The sequence below is a fragment of the Myxacorys almedinensis A genome, from assembly GCF_010091945.1.
GTDB lineage: Bacteria > Cyanobacteriota > Cyanobacteriia > Leptolyngbyales > Leptolyngbyaceae > Myxacorys > Myxacorys almedinensis.
On the sequence record NZ_WVIE01000016.1, the window covers coordinates 47,172 to 68,642 of the forward strand.

At 50.7% G+C, this 21,471-nt stretch carries 16 protein-coding genes; 11 read left to right on the plus strand and 5 right to left on the minus strand.

Going from position 1 to position 21,471, the window contains the following annotated elements:
• Positions 1-144: 144 nt before the first annotated feature.
• The 3 genes from GS601_RS14405 (at position 145) to gltD (ending at position 7,179) form a co-directional block, all read left to right on the plus strand.
• A complete protein-coding gene (locus tag GS601_RS14405; protein WP_238393270.1) occupies positions 145-357 on the plus strand; it encodes a hypothetical protein in 213 nt (70 codons plus the stop codon).
• A gap of 513 nt (positions 358-870) precedes the next feature.
• Positions 871-5,460: a glutamate synthase large subunit gene (gene gltB / locus GS601_RS14410; RefSeq protein ID WP_162423990.1), complete on the plus strand. Its 4,590-nt coding sequence runs from the start codon at positions 871-873 to the stop codon at positions 5,458-5,460.
• A 234-nt stretch (positions 5,461-5,694) separates the two neighbouring features.
• Positions 5,695-7,179, plus strand: a complete 1,485-nt coding sequence (gene gltD / locus GS601_RS14415) for a glutamate synthase small subunit (protein ID WP_162423991.1) — start codon at positions 5,695-5,697, stop codon at positions 7,177-7,179.
• A gap of 31 nt (positions 7,180-7,210) precedes the next feature.
• Here gltD and GS601_RS14420 read toward each other — a convergent pair whose 3' ends face one another.
• Positions 7,211-7,573, minus strand: a complete 363-nt coding sequence (locus tag GS601_RS14420; protein WP_162423992.1) for a 2Fe-2S iron-sulfur cluster-binding protein — start codon at positions 7,571-7,573, stop codon at positions 7,211-7,213.
• Between the two features lie 309 nt (positions 7,574-7,882).
• Here GS601_RS14420 and GS601_RS14425 point away from each other — a divergent pair, with 309 nt between their 5' ends.
• The 4 genes from GS601_RS14425 to GS601_RS14440 all read left to right on the plus strand — a co-directional run bounded on the left by GS601_RS14425 (position 7,883) and on the right by GS601_RS14440 (position 13,958).
• A complete protein-coding gene (locus GS601_RS14425) occupies positions 7,883-8,320 on the plus strand; it encodes a Fur family transcriptional regulator (protein ID WP_162423993.1) in 438 nt (145 codons plus the stop codon).
• A gap of 476 nt (positions 8,321-8,796) precedes the next feature.
• Positions 8,797-10,869: a hypothetical protein gene (locus tag GS601_RS14430; RefSeq protein WP_162423994.1), complete on the plus strand. Its 2,073-nt coding sequence runs from the start codon at positions 8,797-8,799 to the stop codon at positions 10,867-10,869.
• A gap of 261 nt (positions 10,870-11,130) precedes the next feature.
• Positions 11,131-12,876 (plus strand): DUF3685 domain-containing protein, encoded by a 1,746-nt coding sequence (locus tag GS601_RS14435; RefSeq protein ID WP_162423995.1) that lies wholly within the window; start codon positions 11,131-11,133, stop codon positions 12,874-12,876.
• Between the two features lie 266 nt (positions 12,877-13,142).
• Entirely contained in the window at positions 13,143-13,958 is an 816-nt protein-coding gene (locus tag GS601_RS14440; protein WP_162423996.1) for an SPFH domain-containing protein, read from the plus strand.
• Between the two features lie 112 nt (positions 13,959-14,070).
• Here the strand turns inward: GS601_RS14440 and folP are convergent, their stop codons facing one another.
• Positions 14,071-14,949, minus strand: coding sequence for a dihydropteroate synthase (gene folP, locus GS601_RS14445; protein ID WP_162423997.1), 879 nt, complete (start codon positions 14,947-14,949; stop codon positions 14,071-14,073).
• A gap of 157 nt (positions 14,950-15,106) precedes the next feature.
• Here folP and GS601_RS14450 point away from each other — a divergent pair, with 157 nt between their 5' ends.
• Positions 15,107-15,382 (plus strand): photosystem I reaction center subunit X, encoded by a 276-nt coding sequence (locus GS601_RS14450; RefSeq protein ID WP_162423998.1) that lies wholly within the window; start codon positions 15,107-15,109, stop codon positions 15,380-15,382.
• A gap of 135 nt (positions 15,383-15,517) precedes the next feature.
• On the opposite strand, the gene GS601_RS14455 is transcribed toward GS601_RS14450, so the two are convergent.
• Positions 15,518-17,107: a glycoside hydrolase family 57 protein gene (locus GS601_RS14455; RefSeq protein ID WP_162423999.1), complete on the minus strand. Its 1,590-nt coding sequence runs from the start codon at positions 17,105-17,107 to the stop codon at positions 15,518-15,520.
• A gap of 344 nt (positions 17,108-17,451) precedes the next feature.
• On the opposite strand from GS601_RS14455, the gene hisA reads away from it, so the two are divergent.
• Complete coding sequence (gene hisA / locus GS601_RS14460; RefSeq protein WP_162424000.1) at positions 17,452-18,225, plus strand: 1-(5-phosphoribosyl)-5-[(5-phosphoribosylamino)methylideneamino]imidazole-4-carboxamide isomerase; 774 nt, start codon at positions 17,452-17,454, stop codon at positions 18,223-18,225.
• 167 nt (positions 18,226-18,392) lie between these two features.
• Positions 18,393-19,628 (plus strand): LL-diaminopimelate aminotransferase, encoded by a 1,236-nt coding sequence (locus GS601_RS14465; RefSeq protein ID WP_162424001.1) that lies wholly within the window; start codon positions 18,393-18,395, stop codon positions 19,626-19,628.
• Here GS601_RS14465 and GS601_RS23250 read toward each other — a convergent pair.
• On the minus strand, positions 19,625-20,050 hold the full coding sequence (locus GS601_RS23250) for a PIN domain-containing protein (RefSeq protein ID WP_238393271.1): 426 nt from the start codon (positions 20,048-20,050) through the stop codon (positions 19,625-19,627). The two genes, GS601_RS14465 and GS601_RS23250, sit on opposite strands and share 4 nt — an antisense overlap.
• A gap of 17 nt (positions 20,051-20,067) precedes the next feature.
• On the opposite strand from GS601_RS23250, the gene fabG reads away from it, so the two are divergent.
• The gene (gene fabG, locus GS601_RS14475) at positions 20,068-20,832 is read left to right on the plus strand and encodes a 3-oxoacyl-[acyl-carrier-protein] reductase (protein ID WP_162424002.1); all 765 of its coding nucleotides are present in this window, start codon (positions 20,068-20,070) and stop codon (positions 20,830-20,832) included.
• Positions 20,833-20,979: 147 nt separating this feature from the next.
• On the opposite strand, the gene GS601_RS14480 is transcribed toward fabG, so the two are convergent.
• A complete protein-coding gene (locus tag GS601_RS14480) occupies positions 20,980-21,459 on the minus strand; it encodes a molybdenum cofactor biosynthesis protein MoaE (protein ID WP_162424003.1) in 480 nt (159 codons plus the stop codon).
• Positions 21,460-21,471 lie beyond the last annotated feature (12 nt).

Here is a 21,471-nt window from a genome sequence, read left to right on the forward strand (position 1 = left end):
AAACTATAGTTATCGAATTCTTAACTACTGTAAAGAAGCTACACAATCTGTAAACTTGCTGGATGAGTTGCTTTAATCTTAGCGATCATAAAAGATGAAATCGCCCGTTCATCTATTCATTTCAAGCTTTCTACGAGAGAAAATATGATGCACGTTTCTCCTCAAATGGTTTACGACAATCTCGATAGCCTAGAGCAAGTCGATGTCGTCCGCAGTGCGTTTTATCGAGAACTCGCTCAAGCGGTGTTAGCCGATTCAAAGGTGAGCTTGCCTTGGCGCGAAGCGATCGCGGATCGGCTCAACCAGGCAAATCATCGTTTAGCCCTGCGAACGGTTAGCGGTAATGATAGTTACTGAAAACCTCCGGACAATAATTTATAACGGTATCTGTAGCAGTTAAGTAGTGTTGCATTAAAAATTTTGTCAACGCGATTTGATTGTAAAACGAAATGCTTTTATCAAACTTTGTTAAGAGCATTTTTTCTGTCTCTGCTAATAGTTCTTGCATTGCCATCTTTAATGCCAGTGCCAGTTTGGGTAAGCGTCAAGAGTTGCTTTCACTCTAATCTTTTGGTTGCAGAAGCGGGAGTGTTGAACTCCTATCCTCAGTAGAGCTAGAGCGTGAAACTTAGGACGTAAAGCTTAGAGCGTAAAACTCTGATGTTGTGGTAATTTCATTGCTTACCTCTTAGAGAGCGACCACCCTTGATGCCCCTGAGATATGACAATTTCCTTAAGACTTCAGGTTTAAGAGGCGTTCTTATTAGAAAATGGCTTGACTAGCCGGAACGACTCGCATCCTACCCTCTAGACGACTTCTCCTCTGCACCGCTTACCACGTTTAGACCACCTTTTTGCCAGCAACACATAATGAATAGAAACGGATTACCGCCGAAACAGGGGCTATACGATCCACAGTTTGAGCATGATGCGTGCGGTGTTGGGTTCATCGTGCACCGATCGGGGAAGAAATCTCACTCGATCGTCGAGCAAGCACTCACCATTCTCCTGAATATCGATCACCGGGGCGCGTGCGGGGCTGAGACAAATACGGGCGATGGAGCGGGCATTTTGATGCAAGTGCCCCACCGATTTTTCAAAAAAGTTTCGGCAGCAGACAATATTGCTTTGCCAGAGCCTGGGCAGTATGGCGTCGGGATGATCTATGCGTCTCCTGATCCGATCGAGCGTGCAGAAAGCCGACGGGTGTTTGAAGCGATCGCAGCAGAAGAGGGTCAGCAGGTTTTGGGCTGGCGGGATGTGCCAACCGATCACTCGATGCTGGGAAACACGGCAAAGTCGAGTGAGCCATTTATGGAGCAGGTGTTTATTGGGCGCTCGCCGGATCTCGCCGACGATTTGGCGTTTGAGCGCAAACTGTATGTGATGCGGAAGCGATCGCACCGCGCGATCCGAGAGCCGCAGCTTGATCCCTACTGGTATTTGTCGAGTCTGTCGTGCCGCACCATTGTTTACAAAGGCATGCTGATGCCCGTGCAGGTGGGGCAGTACTATCGTGATCTGAGCGATCCCGACCTAGAGAGCGCCTTGGCGCTGGTGCATTCGCGCTTTAGTACCAACACGTTTCCAAGCTGGGAGCGATCGCACCCCTACCGCTACATTGCCCACAATGGCGAAATCAATACGATGCGCGGCAACATCAACTGGATGCACGCTCGGCAGTCGCTGTTTCAATCTGATGGGTTTGGCGATGACATTGAGAAAATTCAGCCTGTGATTAACATTGATGGCAGCGACTCGACCATCTTCGACAACGCGCTAGAACTGCTGGTTTTGGCAGGGCGATCGCTGCCCCACGCCATGATGATGATGGTGCCAGAGCCATGGACGGCGCACGAATCGATGAGCGACGAGAAAAAGGCGTTTTACGAATATCATTCTTGCCTAATGGAGCCGTGGGATGGCCCGGCCTCGATCGCGTTTACCGACGGCAGCCAGATGGGAGCCATTCTCGATCGCAATGGTCTGCGCCCGTCGCGCTACTACGTCACAAAAGACGATCTAGTAATTATGGCATCGGAGGCAGGCGTGCTGCCCATTGAGCCAGAACGGATCGAGTCAAAGGGTCGGTTGCAGCCTGGGCGGATGTTTCTGGTGGATACGGTGCAAGGGCGGATCATTGCCGACGACGAGATTAAAGCGCAAATCGCAACAGAAAAGCCCTATCGCGAGTGGATCGACCAACACATGGTCGAACTGGCACAGTTGCAAGATGCCCCAGAGGCGCAGCCGCTTGATTTGCTCCCGGTGATTCAGCGTCAAACGGCGTTTGGATATACGTTCGAGGATTTGCGAATTTTGCTCACTCCGATGGCGCGCGATGGTGTCGAGGCAGTCGGTTCGATGGGGGCAGATACGCCGCTTGCAGTGCTCTCCGATCGTCCGAAACTGCTGTATGACTATTTTCAACAATTGTTTGCTCAAGTCACCAATCCGCCGATTGATTCAATTCGAGAAGAGATTATCACCTCTGCCGAAACGACGATTGGGTCGGAGCGCAACTTACTCAAGCCAGAACCCGAAAGTTGCCATCTCATTGAGTTGAAGACGCCGATTCTCAGCAATGCAGAATTCGCGAAGCTTCAGTCGGTGTCGGAACGGGGGTTTACGTCGGTCACACTGCCGATTCTGTTTGATCCTACTGAGGGAGTGACGGGGCTGGAACGCGCGATCGCAGATCTCTGCAACCAGGCAGATCAGGCGATCGCAAGCGGCACAACTATTTTGATTCTCAGCGATCGCACCTTGAGCCGCGATCGCGCACCGATTCCCGCCCTACTGGCGGTTTCGGGTCTGCATCATCACCTGATCCGTGAAGGCACCCGAACCCGAGTTGGGCTGGTGCTCGAATCGGGTGAACCCCGCGAGGTGCATCATTTTGCGACGCTGATTGGCTATGGTTGTGGGGCAATTCATCCGTACCTGGCATTTGAAACGATCGACGACATGATTCGTCAAAAACTGCTGGTTGATGTGGAATCTAAAACAGCGTGCAAAAACTACGTTAAAGCGGTCACCAAAGGTGTCATTAAGGTAGCATCAAAGATTGGAATTTCTACACTGCAAAGTTATCGCGGCGCACAAATTTTTGAAGCCATTGGGTTAAATCGTTCGGTGGTTGATCGATACTTTAGCCGCACTGCCTCCCGAATTGAGGGAGTTGATCTGGCGGGGATTGCCGAAGAAGTAATATTGCGGCATCGGCGCGCCTTTCCCGATCGCGACGTCAATGGTCAGACGCTGGATGTGGGCGGCGAGTATCAATGGCGCAAAGAAGGGGAAGCTCACCTCTTTAGTCCGGAAACCATTCACACGCTGCAACAGGCGGTTCGTTCTAACAGCTACGACTTGTACAAAAAATATGCCGCCTTGGTAAACGAGCAAAACCACAAGCATTTTACGCTGCGGGGATTGCTAGAGTTCAAAGCTCGCAAATCGGTTCCGATCGAGGATGTTGAGTCGGTTGAGGCGATCATGAAACGCTTTAAAACCGGGGCGATGAGCTACGGTTCGATCTCGAAGGAAGCCCACGAAGCTTTAGCGATCGCCATGAACCGAGTCGGCGGTAAATCTAACACGGGCGAAGGCGGCGAAGATCCTGATCGCTACACCTGGACAAACGATCGCGGCGACTCGAAAAATAGCGCCATTAAACAAGTCGCCTCCGGTCGCTTTGGCGTGACTAGCTTGTATCTGTCTCAGGCGCGAGAAATTCAGATCAAAATGGCACAAGGCGCAAAGCCTGGAGAAGGTGGACAACTTCCCGGTAAGAAGGTCTATCCGTGGATTGCCAAGGTGCGCCATTCAACGCCGGGTGTCGGGCTGATTTCGCCGCCGCCCCATCACGATATCTACTCGATCGAAGACCTGGCGGAGTTGATCCACGACCTGAAAAACGCGAATCGAGAAGCGCGAATTAGCGTCAAGCTGGTGTCTGAAGTGGGGGTGGGCACGATCGCGGCTGGGGTTTCAAAAGCTCATGCCGATGTGGTGCTGGTTTCTGGGTTTGATGGCGGCACTGGCGCATCTCCGCAAACCTCGATCAAGCACGCCGGGTTGCCGTGGGAGTTAGGTCTTGCTGAAACTCATCAGACCTTGGTGCTCAACAACTTGCGATCGCGGATCGTGGTTGAAACCGACGGGCAGATGAAAACCGCCCGTGACGTAGTGATCGCTGCCCTCCTCGGCGCAGAAGAATTTGGCTTTGCCACCGCACCGCTCGTCACCTTGGGCTGCATCATGATGCGCGTGTGTCACCTCAATACTTGTCCGGCAGGGGTGGCAACGCAAGATCCTCAACTGCGGAAAAATTTCACTGGCGACCCCGCACACACGGAAAACTTCATGAGATTTATCGCCCAAGAAGTGCGCGAACTGATGGCAACGCTTGGGTTTCGCACTTTGAATGAGATGGTTGGGCGCACAGACGTGTTGGAGGCAAAAGCCGCGATCGCCCATTGGAAAGCCAAAGGTCTTGATCTGTCAAACGTTCTCTACCAACCCACTGTCGAAGGGGAAGTGGGGCGCTACTGCCAGATCGCCCAAGATCACGGGTTAGAAAAATCCCTTGACCTAACCGTGTTGCTCGATTTGTGCAAACCTGCGATCGAGCAGGGCAACGCTGTAAAAGCCACCCTGCCGATCAGAAATGTCAATCGCGCCGTAGGCACCATTCTCGGCAACGAAATTACCAAACGCCACTGGGATGGATTGCCAGAAGACACAGTACATCTGCATTTTCAGGGGAGTGCAGGGCAAAGTTTTGGGGCATTTGTGCCGGGCGGTGTCACCCTCGAACTTGAAGGCGATGCCAACGACTATTTCGGCAAAGGATTGAGCGGCGGCAAGATTCTGCTATATCCCCCTAAACAGTCAACGTTTGTGGCCTCAGAAAACATTATCGTTGGCAATGTGGCTCTCTATGGCGCAACGTCGGGTGAAGTGTACATTTCTGGCATGGCAGGTGAGCGATTCTGCGTTCGCAATTCTGGTGTGAATGCGGTTGTTGAAGCCGTTGGCGATCATGGGTGCGAATACATGACGGGGGGCAAAGTCGTTGTGTTGGGCGAAACGGGGCGCAACTTTGCCGCAGGCATGAGCGGCGGATGTGCCTACATTCTTGATGAAACAGGCGATTTTGCGACGCGGTGCAATCCTCAAATGGTTGGACTCGAACGCCTCGAAGATGCAGAAGATATCGCAACGCTGCACGAGATGATTCAAAATCATGCCAAGTACACGCAAAGTCAGAAGGCTAGCCATGTTCTAGCGAATTGGGAGGTGATGCTGCCAAAATTCGTCAAGGTGATGCCCAGAGACTACAAGCGGGTGCTAGAAGCCTTGCAGACTGCCTTAGCCGATGGCTTGAGTGGGGATGAAGCGCTGAGTGCTGCCTTTGAAGCGAATGTTCGCGATGTTGCCCGCATTGGGGGCAGCTAAAAATTGGGCAGATCGGGCGTGTGTCTGGTTCCTCGTCTTCTGCTGGTCTTGATCAACCTCATTTTGTACGTTGGAAGAATCTGAGAAAACAGCCAATTCACCTCTTGTTCTCTCTGCCGCCAAAGAGGGCTGGGGCGGTTTAGCGGGTCGGCTGCAAGATGCGATTCGCTCCTCAATCTGCTTTTATTCCTCATCTTCACCGTGACCACATCTTTCTATTTTTGACATCAAACCATGGGAAAACCAACTGGCTTTATCGAATATATCCGCGAGTTGCCCTCCGAACAGCCACCTCGCGATCGCGTCCGCCATTGGGACGAATTTCATTTGCCGATGCCGGAAGAGAACCTCCGCAACCAAGGTGCACGCTGTATGGACTGCGGCACCCCGTTTTGCCACACGGGAACTGTAATTAGCGGCATGGCAAGCGGCTGCCCGATCAACAATCTTATTCCCGAATGGAATGATCTGGTCTATCGTGGACTCTGGCGCGAAGCCCTCGATCGCTTGCACAAAACCAATAATTTTCCAGAATTTACGGGTCGCGTGTGTCCTGCGCCGTGCGAAGGGTCGTGTGTGCTGGGCATCAACAATCCGCCCGTCACGATCAAAAATATTGAACATGCGATCGTGGATAAAGGCTGGGAGGAAGGCTGGATCGTAGCTGAACCGCCGACCCAGCGCACCGGGAAAAAAGTAGCTGTGATTGGGTCTGGGCCGGCAGGGTTGGCGGCTGCCGCTCAACTGAACAAAGCGGGGCATGGGGTCACGGTTTACGAACGCGCTGATCGGCCAGGTGGGTTGCTGATGTACGGCATTCCCAACATGAAGCTCGATAAGGAAGACGCTGTTCTGCGCCGCATCAACCTCCTGAAAGCCGAAGGCATCACATTTGTTTGCAACACCGAAGTTGGCAAAGATTTACCTGCCGAGAACCTGCTGAGCGATTTCGATTCTGTCGTGCTGGCGATCGGCGCAACCAAACCCCGCGATCTGCCGATCGAAGGGCGACATTTAACGGGAATTCATTTCGCCATGGATTTTCTGACCGCTAACACCCAAGCTGTGTTGAACAAAAGCACAAACGAGAATTTTATCTCTGCTGAGGGTAAAGATGTCGTGATCATTGGCGGCGGTGATACAGGAACTGACTGCGTGGGCACATCAATGCGTCATGGCTGCCAGAGCTTGGTTCAACTCGAAATTTTGCCGAAGCCGCCGTCCGAGCGATCGCTAGACAACCCCTGGCCCGAATGGCCCAAAGTCTACCGCATGGACTATGGGCAAGAAGAAGCCGCCGCCACCTTTGGCGATGACCCACGCGGCTACCTCACCACAGCAACAAAGTTTGAAGGGGATGAACATGGGCAGGTGAAAGCCGTTCACACCGTGCAAGTGAAGTGGGGCAAAAACGACAAAGGGCAATTTATTCCACAACAAATTCCGGGAACAGAACAAGTATTGCCCGCCCAACTGGTGTTGCTGGCGATGGGATTTTTAGGCCCAGAGCAACCGTTGGCAGACGCGTTGGGTCTCGATCGCGACCCCCGTAGCAACATCAAAGCCGAGCACGAAAACTACACGACCTGCATTCCGGGCGTGTTTGCAGCAGGAGATTGTCGGCGGGGGCAAAGCCTTGTGGTGTGGGCAATTAATGAAGGTCGCGGGGTGGCGCGAGAGTGCGATCGCTATCTCATGGGCAGCACGCATTTACCATAAGACCGCTTGCCCTCTCCCCAAACCTCTCTCCCTAGAGGGCAAGTTCCTCATCATCAGACGCCAGATTACCCGCATTTTTATAGTAAAGCGACGATTGATACAGCACCTGCTCTTGATGGGTCAGCAGCGTGCAATCAGAACGCGGATAGGCAACGCAGGTCACAACGTAGCCCGCTTCTAGCTCCTGAGGACGTAAAAATGACTGCTCAGACTGATCAACTTCTCCCTCAACCAGCTTTGCAGCACACACCGAACAGGCTCCCTGCTGGCATCCCGACGGCAACCGAATCCCGATCGCATCTGCCATATCGAGAATGTATTCATCATCGGGGACGGCAATTGTCTGATCCAACCCTAAGTCAGGATTAATAAATCGAACTTGATAAACTGCCATAGTTCTACAGCCATTGTTCTACAACGCCTTGATTCCTTACTTTTAAGATTACCGAAGGTTTGCAAGTTCTTTGAAACTGCGCCTTACACAGAGCACTCTGCTTTTGAATCTAAAGCAAACTTGTAGCGAGTTTACTTTAGCATGTGATAGAACTAAAGCAGATGAGCTACATCCTTCTAAAGATCACTTCAACGTAACTGAACTTTAAAGATTAAAAACTCTATTTAATCCGAGAAAATTATTAGACCCTAACATCATGCTTGATGGATTGCTCATTGATATTAACCCTATGAAAATTGCCGTTATCTAATGAATACTCAGACCCAAGACCTTAAGCCCATTCGTTCCCTCGAAGATGCCCTAGAACGCTGTCAAAACTTGGGAATGCGCCTGAGCCGCCAACGAAAGTTTATCCTTGAATTGCTGTGGCAAGATCAAGAGCATCTTTCGGCACGAGAGATTTATGATCGCTTAAATCGGCAAGGCAAGGATATTGGTCACACGTCGGTTTATCAAAACCTAGAAGCGCTGTCTGAGCAGGGAATCATTGAATGTATTGAGCGATCCGATGGGCGGCTATACGGCAACGTCAGCGATGCCCATAGCCACGTCAACTGCCTTGACACGCAGCAAATTCTTGACATCCACATTGAGCTACCCGAAGAATTGATCCGCCACGTTGAAGCGCAGACTGGCGTGCGAATTACGGAATATCACATTGATTTCTTCGGCTATCGCAATGCCTAGAGCAGGTCGCTTTTGGTCAATCGCGCCTCACAAGTGACCAACGTTGTAGATTCGCCATTGGGTAAAACACCTAAATTTCTAAATGGCTAAATAATAAACCCTGCGTTTTTTGAAGTCTAAAGAAAGGACAGTTTGCCGGTGCAATTTGGACGATCGTGCTTTTCTGATAACGGTTAGTCTGAAAATGACTTTTTTAGCGATCGCTGCCCCAGTTTCAAGAATTCATGGTTCAATAGCGTCAAGCCCCCAGTACCTTGATAGGTTAGACGTTTACTCACTTGCTTGTCTCAATCCTTGATCTAGGCTCGTCCCCCGTCAGATTTCCCGGAATTTCGTGTTCTAACTGAGGATAATGAGGAATCGGCAAGCCAAGGTCGAGCTTGCCATCAGCGATCAAGACACCTGCAACGTCGCTGACCGTTAACCGTATTTTTTATCTGTGTGGTAGTCCCGCCTCGTAATGTTCGCAGTGATTCATGGCTAGAAAAATCACCCCCCGTCCTTGGCTTCCCTTCCAGAAGCCAACGTCTGACGTAGAAAATCATCCTGATCAACCTTCTGCTGACGTAGAAAATCATCCTGATCGACCTTCTGCACTTAGTTCAGTGATTAGCGATGATCCAGACGTGCCCCCCCCTGGGAAGCCTACCAAAAGCCCTGCGGCGGTGATGGCTCAGGCAGCCTCTATTCGCTCGCGGAAGATGGTGAAGCAGCTTCGTCCATGGGCGGCGCAGTGGAAGTGGCAACTGATTTGTTTAGCTATCTTGAGCGCGATCGGCGGAACGGGGATCGGGGCATTTATCTGGCTGTCAAAAGCGCCTCCTGCCGTAGACTGTAAGAAAATCTCTGCGTGGTCTGTTGATTCGGAGCGGCTGTTTTGCGCCCAAGAGGCGGCGGCAACGGGCAAACCTGAAGAATTGTTAAATGCGATCGCACTCGCCAAAAACTGGACTCCAGACGATCCGCTCTATGGGCAGGCGCAACTTTTGCTGCAAGATTGGTCAAACGCCTTGCTGATCGTGGCGCGCGATCGCGTCTTTCAACGAGATATCAAGGGTGGTGTAGCTCTGGCACGCCAAATTCCAGCGACTAGCCCCATCTACAAAGAGGCTCAAGCCGCGATCGTGCGATGGCAAGAAGAATTTAATAAAGGACAGGTTCTATTTACTAAAATTCAAACAGAGCTTAAGAAACAAAGTTGGGATAAAGCCTCGCAAAATCTTGCCGAACTGAGCCTGAACACCGATCCTAGCTGGCAAGATCGCATTCCTGAAATTCGCCAGCAAATTAACACAGAAAAGCTCGCCGCGAAATTATTTCAAGATGCTCAGACCTTTGCTAAAGCGAACCCGCCGGGGCAGTTGGGACGCGCGATCGCCATCGCTGATCCCATCGATCGCAAAACCTATGTTTGGACACTGAAAGCCCAAGCAGAAGTCACAAAATGGCGAAACACGATTTTCTCTCTGGCACTCGCCGAGCTAGACAAACCCAACATTGCCGGTGCAAGTGCGCTGGTTAATTCGATTCCGAAGAGCGTCCAGTTGACCTCTGCAAACGTAGATTTTGTGCGGCTGGTGCGAGGAACCGAAGCCGACACCAGCAAAGATTTCTCTGCCCCATCGCTGGAAAAAGCGGCACCCTTGTTGCTAGCCGTGCAACTGGTTCGACAAATTGATAGCAAAAGTCCATTCTACAGCCGTGCTAAAACCTTGCTGCCTCGCCTAGAAACCAAACTTCAAGATGTCGTAGCTCTAACGTGGTCGGGGGCGTTGGCAAATATGCAGCAAGTCCCCACGCTGAAAATGGCTGTTAATCAGGCGAAGCTGATTAAACCTGAGCGCCCTAGTCGGCTGTATGCCCAAACGTTGCTGGCTCAGTGGCAAAAAGAATTGCAGTGGATGGAAGACCGCCCCGTGTTGAAGCAAGCGCGGCAGGTGGCAACATCGGGCAAGATAGAGCCGCTACGAGCCGCGATCGCCCTAGCTGGGGTGATCCAGCCGAAGCGCGCCTTGCGCCAAGAAGCGCAGACCGATATTGCAGACTGGACGGCTCAGATTCAGGTCATTGAAGATACGCCAATTATTAATGAGGCTACTGCGATCGCACGCTCCGGCAGGTTAGGGCAAGCGATCGATACGGCGGCAAAGATTCGCCCCGGTCGGGCCTTGTATGGCGAGGCTCAAACCCTGATTTCAGGCTGGGTCTACGAGATTCGCCTCACAGAAGACCGCTCTACGATCGCTCAAGCCAATCGGTTGGCAAGCATCGGATCGCTGACTCGGGCGATCGATCTCGCTTCGACCATTTATGCAGGCAGACCCCTCTATGGCGAGGCGCGAAGTTTGATCTCACAGTGGGCAGTCGAACGAGCAGAAATTTGGCGGCAGCGTGAGCAGTATGTGCCCCCAAATAATTCCTCGCCTGATTCCTACGAGTCATCCGAAGAGTCAGAAGACGACTCAAGAGAAAATTCTGATGATGACTCTGCTGAGCGCTCTCCTGAGCCTACCCCGTCTTCTCCTGACGATGCGCCTCCTCCCCCTTAAAATCGTTCGCTGATTGGGTAGGGTTCAGACGGATGAAGCGGGCAATGCCAAAACGTTGGCTTTCATAAGCGGCTTACCCGTTGCATCGGCGATTTGTTGGCAAGGCGTAAGTCGTCTGTGAGAGAAATTTGGGAAAACGCAAGGCGGCTTTTTAATGTGCTCTTTTTCATTTGATCGTAGAGATGTGTATACATCGTAGCCCCTCGTTAAACAGGAGAATGAGAAGATTATGATTGGCTTATCATCTCTTGCGATTTCTCTATGACTACTGCGCCTGCGACAATTCGAGTCATGGTTGTTGATCCCGATCCGGTGTTTCGGGCTGGGTTGGTCAATGGCTTAAGCCGATTGGCAGATTTGCAGATTGTGGTAGAGGCGGCAAGTCCGGCGATCGCATGGCGGACACTGACCGATGTAACCGAACTTGGCAGAGGCAGCCGCACCCCGATTGACCTGATCATCATTGGCTTGGGGTTAGAAGTGTGCCAGTTGCTAAAGACCCAATATCCGCACTTGCCGGTTCTCCTGATTGAGCGGCTCTCTGACGCAGAGTTGCTCAAGGCGTTTCAGTTGGGAATCGAAGGCTACTGCCCCAAAGGCAGCGCGATCGCCCGGTTTGAGTTTGCCATTCGGGAAGTGGCGGCAGGTCAGCGCTGTTGGCAGCCAGAAACGCTGGAGCAGTTGTCGCGGGTGGCGTCGCAATCGGCTCAGCCAGGACTGTTTGCGATGATCCGGCAGCATTGGCGATCATCAAGTCTAAAACAGATTGATGCCGCCATTCAAGACATTAATGCTCAACTGCAATATCCTCGGCGATCGGCGTTAGATCAGGTCTTTCTGGCAGGACGCCGCCGCGAATTGAAAGCCGCTCGCTGGGTTGCAGAGCGCTTATTTGCCACGCCTCAAATGCCAGCACCCGAATTGCCGCAGCCGATGGAGCAATTGCCAGCATCAACGGCGATGAGTAGGGCGCGCCGCCCCTCAGACCGAGCCATAGCTAATCCTTTACGGGATATTGAACCTGTTGAAACGATCGAAACGGCTTCTATCTCCGCGGTTAGCACGCCGCCTGACTCTAACGGAATTGTGTTTGATCAAATCGCTGCCAAACTGCAATCAAACTTAGAAAACCTCACCGATCTTCCGCTAGAAATCGACATTTTAAAGCAGGAAAAAAAGCGCGAATTATTCTTTGTTATCTTGCGACAATTAGAAGCCGTGCTCGATGAATTGCGCTTTTCTCAAGTGCAACTTAACCAACTCGGTGAGAAAAAATCTGCAATATTACAAGATGTGTGGCAAGCAGTAGTGATGAATTTTTTTGGGCGTTACTACACGCTAAATCTAAAAAATCGAGATATTGAAGTTGTTCCTGCCATTCTTCAAGATGCAGAAACGATCAGAACTGAGCTTTTAGATCCGATTCCACTGGTCACTGATGTTCTTAGCCATCTGCTGTTTCAAACGCCCTTGACCATTGAGCAAACCGCCTATCAACCTAACACCCCTGAAGCCACCAATCGAACCATTGATCTTCTAGAAAATCTCATTATTCAAATTGCAAATGCAGTCATTCAGCCCCTACTCAATCGATTTTCTAACCTAGAAACCATCAAACGAGGCTTCTACGATCGGCGTTTGCTGTCAACTCGCGAGATTGAGCGATTTCGCAATGACTTATCCTGGAGATATCGTGTTGAAAAATATGTTGCCGAACCGAAAGCAATCTTTGAAAGCCGGTATCGGCTATGGGTGCTTTCTAGCTATGGAATTGAGCGTCTTGCTATTTATTCTCCCCGCAATGAGGAATTAGAAACGTTGTCTGGCGTGCAACTTGCCATGACGCTGGCATTGGAAACACGAGATGCGATCGCACCCCGGCTGAGAGCCGCGATCGCGTTTCTAGGGAGTGGCATTGTTTACGTCTTGACCGAGGTGATCGGTCGTGGAATTGGCTTAATTGGGCGAGGAATTCTCAAAGGAATTGGGAAATCAGTCCGTGGATAAGACCCAAACAGCAAGGTTAGAGTTCTAACTGATCAAGAAACCGTCATAATAGAGCTACTCGAAATGGAAATCGGAAAAGGTCTCTTGGCTCGCCATGCAACTGATGCTAAATTGACTCAAATTGCTGACTTTCTTGTCTTCAATTTATAAATTAAGTCTGCATTTTCAACTAAAGAGATTAAACTAAGTCTGCAACTTCTGTTTCTATCTGAAGTATTGCCTGAGCAACCCATTACTTTAAAGCTGGTTCATGTAGGAGCCTCGACATGCTGGAACTGTTTGGTGCATTCATATTAATTGTGGTTGGCTATTTGCTGGGTGCGGTCAAAATCATTCAGCAGGGAGACACCGCGATCGTAGAGCGACTCGGAAAGGCACAGCGAGTGCTGCAACCCGGACCAAATCTGATCATTCCATTCTTCGACACGGTTTTGGTCGAAACAATGCGAGAGCAGCTTCTAGACATTGAGCCGCAGAATGCCATTACTACAGATAGTGTGCCGATCTCAGTCGATACGGTTGTGTTTTGGCAAATTCGTGATATTGAAAAGGCATATTACGAGGTCGAAGATCTAGAAGAATCGCTCAAGCAGTTGGTATTTACAAGTCTTCGCAACGAAATTGGTCAATTGACTCTAGAACAGGTGGTTTCGCAGCGAAATGACATCAATCAAACCCTCTTGTCTCAACTCGATCAGGCAACACAAAATTGGGGTGTAAAGGTGATTCGGGTAGAGGTGCAAGATATTATTTTGTCTGACACGATTCGAGAGTCGTTAGAAAAACAGCGGGCAGCGGTCAGCGAAAAGCAGGCAACGTTGGCGAGGACATCCGCCACGGTGCAATCGATCGAGCAGCTTGCAAGAGCATTGCAGGGGCAGACCAATTCTGAGGAAGTGTTGCGTTATCTCATTGCTAGAGACTATGTGAACGCTAATTTAGAGCTTGGCAAGAGCGATAACTCCAAAATTTTGTTTATGAATCCGGGGGCGCTCAACGAAGCCATTACAGATTTATTACAGCAACAGCAACATGGAGATAACATATCGCCGAATGGTTCTGGAGATACAAATATTAATTAAATAAATCGATTATTTTAAGCTTATAGAAATAGGTCGAGGCATAGCTTTAAAACGTGCTAGATATCACATCTAGAGTGCCTTCGGAGGTATGTTGGCGCGAATGGCTACCCCCTCAAGATCGCCAAATGGCATCTGCTACGCGACACACATCGCGCATTTGTGCCACATCATGCACGCGAACGATATCTGCCCCGTTTGCGATCGCGCTGACACAGGCTGCTGCCGTTCCCCAAACTCGCTGTTTTGGATCAGGCTGATTTAGAACGTGACCAATAAAACTTTTTCGCGAGACTCCGACTAAGATAGGGCAATTCAAGCGCTGAAATTGATCTAGGCATCGCAGAATTTGGAGACTTTGATCATAGGTTTTGGCAAAGCCGATGCCCGGATCAATCACAATCTGCTTGCGATCGATTCCCGCTGCGATCGCCGCCCGAATCTGTTGATCTAAAAACTGAAGAATTTCTGCGATTAAGTCTTGATATTGTGTTAGCGTTTGCATTGTCTTGGGTGTTCCACGCCTGTGCATTAAAACGATGGGAACATTTAACACTGCTGTTGTGTGTAGCATTTGCGGATCAAACACCCCGCCAGAAATATCGTTAATGATATCGGCTCCGGCTGCGATCGCGGCGTGGGCAACCTGCGATCGCGTCGTATCAATTGAAATCGGAGTTTGGGCAAAAAACTGATCCCGGCGCAGCACCTCAATAACCGGAATCACACGCTGGAGTTCTGCTTCAAGCGTTACTTCGTCTGCCTGAGGTCGGGTCGATTGTCCACCAATATCCAGGATATCTGCACCTTCACTCACCATCTGATGAGCCTGCCTCAGCGCGGCTTCCACTGTGGTAAATTGTCCACCATCGCTGAAACTGTCCGGCGTCACATTGAGAACGCCCATAAGATAGGTTTGCTGCCCCCACAAGAAGGTGCGCTGAGCGCCATCACGGGGAGTAGAGCCGCGTAACGACCCAGAAGATGTTGACATATGCGCCTCCTAATATTGTGATTTGTCAGCCGTCACAGGTCACTTGCTGAGAGCAATCTCTCACGGGATAGAGCCAGAACTACCACATAGGAAGGACGTTGGATACTAGCAAACACGAAACACTAGAAAGCAAATAAACGGTTTGGGAGTAAACGCCATGCTAACTTTGTTTGCCGCTACATTTCCAGAAGCTCCATCTAGTGCGCTATTTAACTGGCAGGGAACCCCTCTAATTATCGGTTCATGTTTGCTTGTATTGTTTATCGCTAGCCGTACAATTAAATATCCTCAGGTTGGTGCCAGAATGCCACTGCCGTTTTCCAAATCTTTATTCAACAACATTAGTGTTGCTGGATTTTTAGCATCCATGAGTTTCGGTCATGTGATCGGTTTTCTGTTGACGCTAGCGATCGCGAATACAGGTCTGAAGTAATTCTTATACACTAAGCTAGGGCAGGGATATCCTCTAGTATCCCTGCTGTGGAGCAATCCTGAACAAACAAAGCAAAAAAAAGAACGGATAAATCAATGGCTTGACAGCTTGTAGCGCATCGTGAAAACACGTTTCTTACAGCGGTCGATAAACTCGGTAATTAATATTTGGAAAAATATTGTCGATCGTTTCGACCTTTTCTAGCCAACCCGAATCGACTTTGCCAATATTGAGATCTTCGTAGAGTTTATTGAAGCGCTGGAGATGCGATCGCGTTCTTCTCACCGCATACGGAACCATCGTCCCCGTCCGCATAATAAATGCCCAGTCCGACGATTGCGCCAACAGCACCTCTCTCGCGGCTTGGTTCAAGGCTCGCCATTCCAACTCATCCGCTGGTTCGCGTTTGCCTAGCTCGATCATCCGCTCTGCGGCTTTGTGCAAGTGTGGATAAATCCAAGCGTTCGTATCATTGAGCCAGTATTCATGAAAGCCCTTATAGCCCCAGCTTGACTGGGAGGGGCGGCAAACTTGCTGAGTCGGCTCTGCCTTCAAGTAATCTGCCAGGTGGGTCATCGCAAACGTGTCTTGATCAAACCAAGACTTGCGGAACAAATAGTCGATAAACCATGGACCCTCATACCACCAGTGACCAAAAAGCTCTGCGTCATAAGGCGAAACCACGAGGGGTGGACGATGCATCATGCCGTAGAGGTTCTCAATTTGCCGCTCTCGGTTATACATAAAGTTTGCGGCATTCTCGGCAGCCTTTTCCTTCGCCCAGTATGGATCGTAGAGTTGCTTGTCTGACAGACCCAGCCCTTTTCCAGTGATCCGATGATATTTGATGCCCACATTCTTACGCTGACCGTTGGGCATAATGTAAGGCTTAATGTATTCGTACTCGGCATCCCAGCCCAGATCGCGGTAAAACTCCCGATACTCTACCGAGCCAGGATACCCCACTTCCGATGACCAAACCTGCTGCGACGATTCATGATCTCGCCCAAAGGCGGCAACCCCCGACTCGGTGAAAATCGGCGCATAGCTGCCAAAGCGAGGACGAGGACGGGCGTAGAGAATGCCGTGCCCATCGGTCAGAAAATAGCGCAACCCAGCGTCAGCAACCATGCGTTCTACCCCTTCGTAGTAAGCGCATTCTGGTAGCCAGATTCCTTTGGGTGGGCGTCCAAAGGTCTCTTCGTAGTGCTCGCACGCCACCTGAAGCTGTGCCCAGACGGCTTGCGGATACATCTTCATCAGTGGCAAATATCCATGCGTCGCGCCACAGGTAATAATCTCAAGATTGCCGCTATCCAGGAACTGCTTGAAGGCTTTGATCAAGTTGCGATCGTACTTCTCCCAGGTCTGTCGCACCCCGTTAAACTCTTTAGCATAGTGTTCTGCCAAATACTTCATGTGCCCGTTGTGGGCGTGGCGCTCGACTTCTAGTTCGGTCAATTCTTCTAGCTGAGCCAGATGCTCATCGTAGCGCTCTTGCAAGAGAGGATCGAGCAGCATCGACACCAAGGGCGGCGTCATGCTCATCGTCATTTTAAAATCTATTCCATCGCGCTTGAGTCCCTCAAACACTTGGAGTAATGGGACATAGGTTTCTGTAATCGCTTCATAAAGCCATTCTTCTTCCAGCACATAATCGCTTTCGGGGTGCCGCACGAAGGGAAGGTGAGCGTGCAGAACGAGGGCAACATATCCAATACTCATAAGACGGTTGAGAGGTAGTTGGCGGAATCGATTGCCAAAATTGTAAAGCAAATTGGTAGAGAAAAAGTCGTATGGGGATCAGATTACGACCAAAGCGATCCCTCGCATTCACAAATTAAATTCAAATTAAGGTGAGATGAGATAAGCGGGATGACGATCAAAAAAAGCAATCCTATCCGAGCATTATCCGAGCCACATTAGCGGGATGCTCTCTTGATGAAACCGGTTCAGAAACGCGGCTCAGAAATGATTAAACAGACTGGAGAAGCGCGATAGGATGAGACAGCCATTTCTTGCAATCTATTCCTTGTAATTTATAGGCTATACCCTAGCTGCCTTATCTTATGGACGTTATTCCCGCGATCGATTTACTGGACGGCAAATGCGTTCGTCTTTACCAAGGAGATTACAGTCAATCGCAGGTTTTTGATGACGACCCGGTGGCGGTGGCGCGGCAATGGGTAGAAGACGGAGCCACGCGCCTGCATTTGGTTGATTTAGATGGGGCAAAGGCAGGGCATCCGGTAAATTTGGCGGCGATTCGAGCCATTGTACAGGCTGTAAATGTGCCTATTGAAGTGGGGGGTGGATTGCGCGATCGCACCAGTGTTGCCAGCCTCCTCGCTACGGGAGTGCGTTGGGCAATTTTGGGCACGGTTGCCGTTGAGCAGCCGGATCTGGTAGCTCAGCTTTGTGGTGAATTTCCGGGGCGGGTAATCGTCGGGATTGATGCACGAAATGGCAAGGTCGCGACGAAGGGATGGCTAGAAACCTCCGAGGTGTTGGCGACCGATCTGAGCGATCGCATGGCAAAACTGGGAGCCGCCGCCATTATCTACACCGACATTCACCGAGACGGAACGCTTCAAGGTCCCAATTTACCAGCATTGCGAGAAATTGCCTCTGTGGTAAACATTCCGGTGATCGCATCAGGAGGCGTCAGTTCGATTACCGATTTGCTGAGTCTGCTGGCGCTAGAACCCCAGGGCGTTACGGGTGCGATCGTAGGTCGGGCGATCTACACCGGAGATGTCTCTCTCAAAGAAGCCGTGCGGGCAGTCGGTCAGGGTCGCTGGCAAGACATTCCACCTGACTTTGGTTCCTCTGCCTTGGCGTAAAGCAAGCGTTGAACCAGTAAAATCGGGTCATCCAGACTTCTGCTATGCCATGCGTTGCCATCAAGATTCTCTCGCCGCACCCTCGTTAAAGACAACGGTTGTCCCCACGGTTTTCCCAGGACTTTCACAGTAAACTGTCTGATGATGTCCATTGCAAGTCACGCTCTATGGCAACGATTAACGACCATTATTTAAAGCTCAAAGCGGGCTATTTGTTTCCTGAAATTGCCCGTCGTGTCAGTGCCTTTGCTGCCGAGCACCCCGATGCGCCGATTATTCGACTTGGCATCGGAGATGTCACCGAGCCATTGCCCCAAGCCTGCCGCAGTGCGATGATCCGTGCGGTTGAAGACATGGGCGATCGCGCTCACTTTAAAGGCTACGGCCCAGAGCAGGGATATGACTGGTTGAGAGGCGCGATCGCAACCCATGATTTTCAGTCTCGCGGCTGCCCCATCGAGGCATCAGAAATTTTTATTTCCGATGGCTCAAAATGCGATACTGGCAACCTGCTCGATATCTTTGGCAATCACAATGTGATTGCTGTCACCGATCCGGTTTATCCCGTGTATGTCGATACAAACGTCATGGCAGGGCACACCGGAGAAGCAAACGAGAAAGGTGAGTATGGCGGCTTGGTGTATTTGCCCATCACGGCTGAGAACCAGTTCACCGCGCAAATTCCATCGCAAAAGGTTGATTTAATTTATCTCTGTTTTCCCAACAATCCAACCGGTGCCACAGCGACCAAAGCCCATCTCACTGCCTGGGTTGACTATGCCAAGGCAAATGGCTCGATTATCTTTTTTGATGCCGCTTACGAAGCCTTCATTACCGATCCGAGTGTGCCCCACTCCATTTATCAGATCGAAGGCGCGCGAGACTGTGCGATCGAGTTTCGCTCGTTCTCCAAAAACGCAGGCTTTACCGGAACTCGCTGTGCCTTTACCGTTGTGCCGAAAACGCTGACGGCTAAAGCTGCCGACGGCTCTGATGTCGAACTGTGGAAACTGTGGAACCGTCGCCAATCTACCAAATTTAACGGCGTCTCTTACATCGTGCAACGGGGAGCCGAAGCCGTCTACTCGCCCGAAGGTCAAGCCCAAACAAAGGCGCTCGTAGACTTTTACATGGAAAATGCCAAGATTATTCGCGAACAGTTGGCGGCGGCAGGCATTCAAGTCTATGGCGGAACCAATGCGCCCTATGTGTGGGTAAAAACGCCGAATAATCTATCGAGTTGGGATTTCTTTGACAAGTTGCTAAACGTCTGTAACGTAGTAGGTACACCAGGTTCAGGTTTTGGTGCGGCAGGCGAAGGCTATTTCCGTATTTCCGCGTTTAACAGTCGCGAGAATGTGAATGAGGCGATGAGGCGGATCACAGAAAGCTTTAAGGTTTAGATCGAGCGACAGGGGTGGGCATAACTTACGATGGAGCGGACGGTTGAGAGATCCTGACGTAGTTGCCAAGGTTTTCTGCTGCCGCTCACTTCGGCTTGAATCTGCACTGCTAAGGCGATCGCCTCAGCGTCTCCAATGTCAAGTTCATGGCTCAGTGCTTCGACAAGGGTGCGATCGCTAACAGCACGAGTTTGAATCCAATCAAAAGTTTTAACGTCAGTTGCGCCTGCAACAGGAAAATCGAGGTCAGTGAGTGCTTGATAAACGGCTTCAGGAATCAGAACCGTTCCGTAGAGTTGATTAAGAAGATAGAGGTGATGAATTGCAGCAAGATTGTTGATGTGTCTTGGCTCGAACTGTTGTCTCAGTTTTTGCACCTCCGTAGCGGCTCGAACTGTCGTTATATGATGAAATTTGCACATTTATTGGAACAGTCTTTATGGAAGCATTGCCAGTAGCACTCCAGCAATTGCAAGGAAAAGTTGCGATCGTTACCGGAGCATCACGGGGCATCGGGCGAGCCACCGCGATCGCGCTTGCCACAGAAGGCGCACAGGTGGTCGTGAATTATGCCAGTTCGAGCAGTGCAGCAGAGACCGTAGTGGAAGACATCACGGCCCTGGGGGGAGATGCGATCGCGATCGCTGCCGATGTTTCAAACGCCGATCAGGTCGAGGCGTTGATCGCGAGCACTCTAGAGAAATGGGGCAGAATCGACGTTTTGGTCAACAATGCAGGCATCACCCGTGATACCTTGCTGCTGCGAATGAAGCTCGAAGAATGGCAAGCGGTGATTGATTTAAACTTAACCGGCGTCTTTTTATGCACCAAAGCGGTTAGCAAAATTATGCTGAAACAGCGATCTGGGCGCATCATCAACATCACATCCGTAGCCGGACAGATGGGGAATGCCGGACAAGCCAACTATAGTGCCGCCAAAGCAGGCGTGATTGGGTTTACGCGCACCATGGCAAGAGAGCTTGCCAGCCGAGGGATCACCGTCAATGCCGTAGCTCCAGGCTTTATTTCCACGGATATGACCGCCGATTTAAAGTCAGATGGCATTTTGAATCTGATTCCGCTCCAGCGGTATGGTCAGCCCGAAGAGGTAGCGGGACTAATTCAATTTTTAGCGGCGGCTCCGGCGGCAGGGTACATTACCGGGCAAGTGATGAATGTAGATGGCGGGATGGTGATGGCCTAACGTGGGACGGGCATGGCTGAATCTCGGTAGAAATCGCGGCTTGCTTCGATTTTTTGTAATGCCAGAATTCCGATCTTTAAAGAACTCGGAGTTCTGGGAATTTTGGTGTGCCATAGAGGAGTGAAGCGTGCACAGGCTTCTTCTCCCTCAACAGCACTTGACCCATGTGGCTTGAATGCCGCCATCTTGCCCTACAAAATACTCTTTCTTCCAAATCGGAGCGTTCGCCTTCAGCGTATCGATCGCATACTGGCAGGCGGCAAATGCATCGGCTCGATGGGGACTGCCGATCGCAATGAGCACGCTAAGTTCACCAATTTCTAGTCGCCCCGTCCGATGGTGAATCACAACATGGGTAACGCTGCCCCAAGTGGCGCGAATCTGCGCGGCAATCTGTCGAAATACCTGGAGTGCCATCGGTTCATACGCTTGATATTCCAGAGCAATCACAGCGTTACCATTTGTGTTGTTGCGAACCATGCCGCTCATCGTTACGATCGCACCATTGGCGGCAGCGTCTGCTAAGCGATGGGCTTCGTCAAATGCCAAGGGCGCAAAGGTAATTGCAAGGTGATCCCCTGGATGAGTTGAGAGCGACTGAGCCGGTGTAAGCGAGGTTGAAACCATGAGATGTCACCG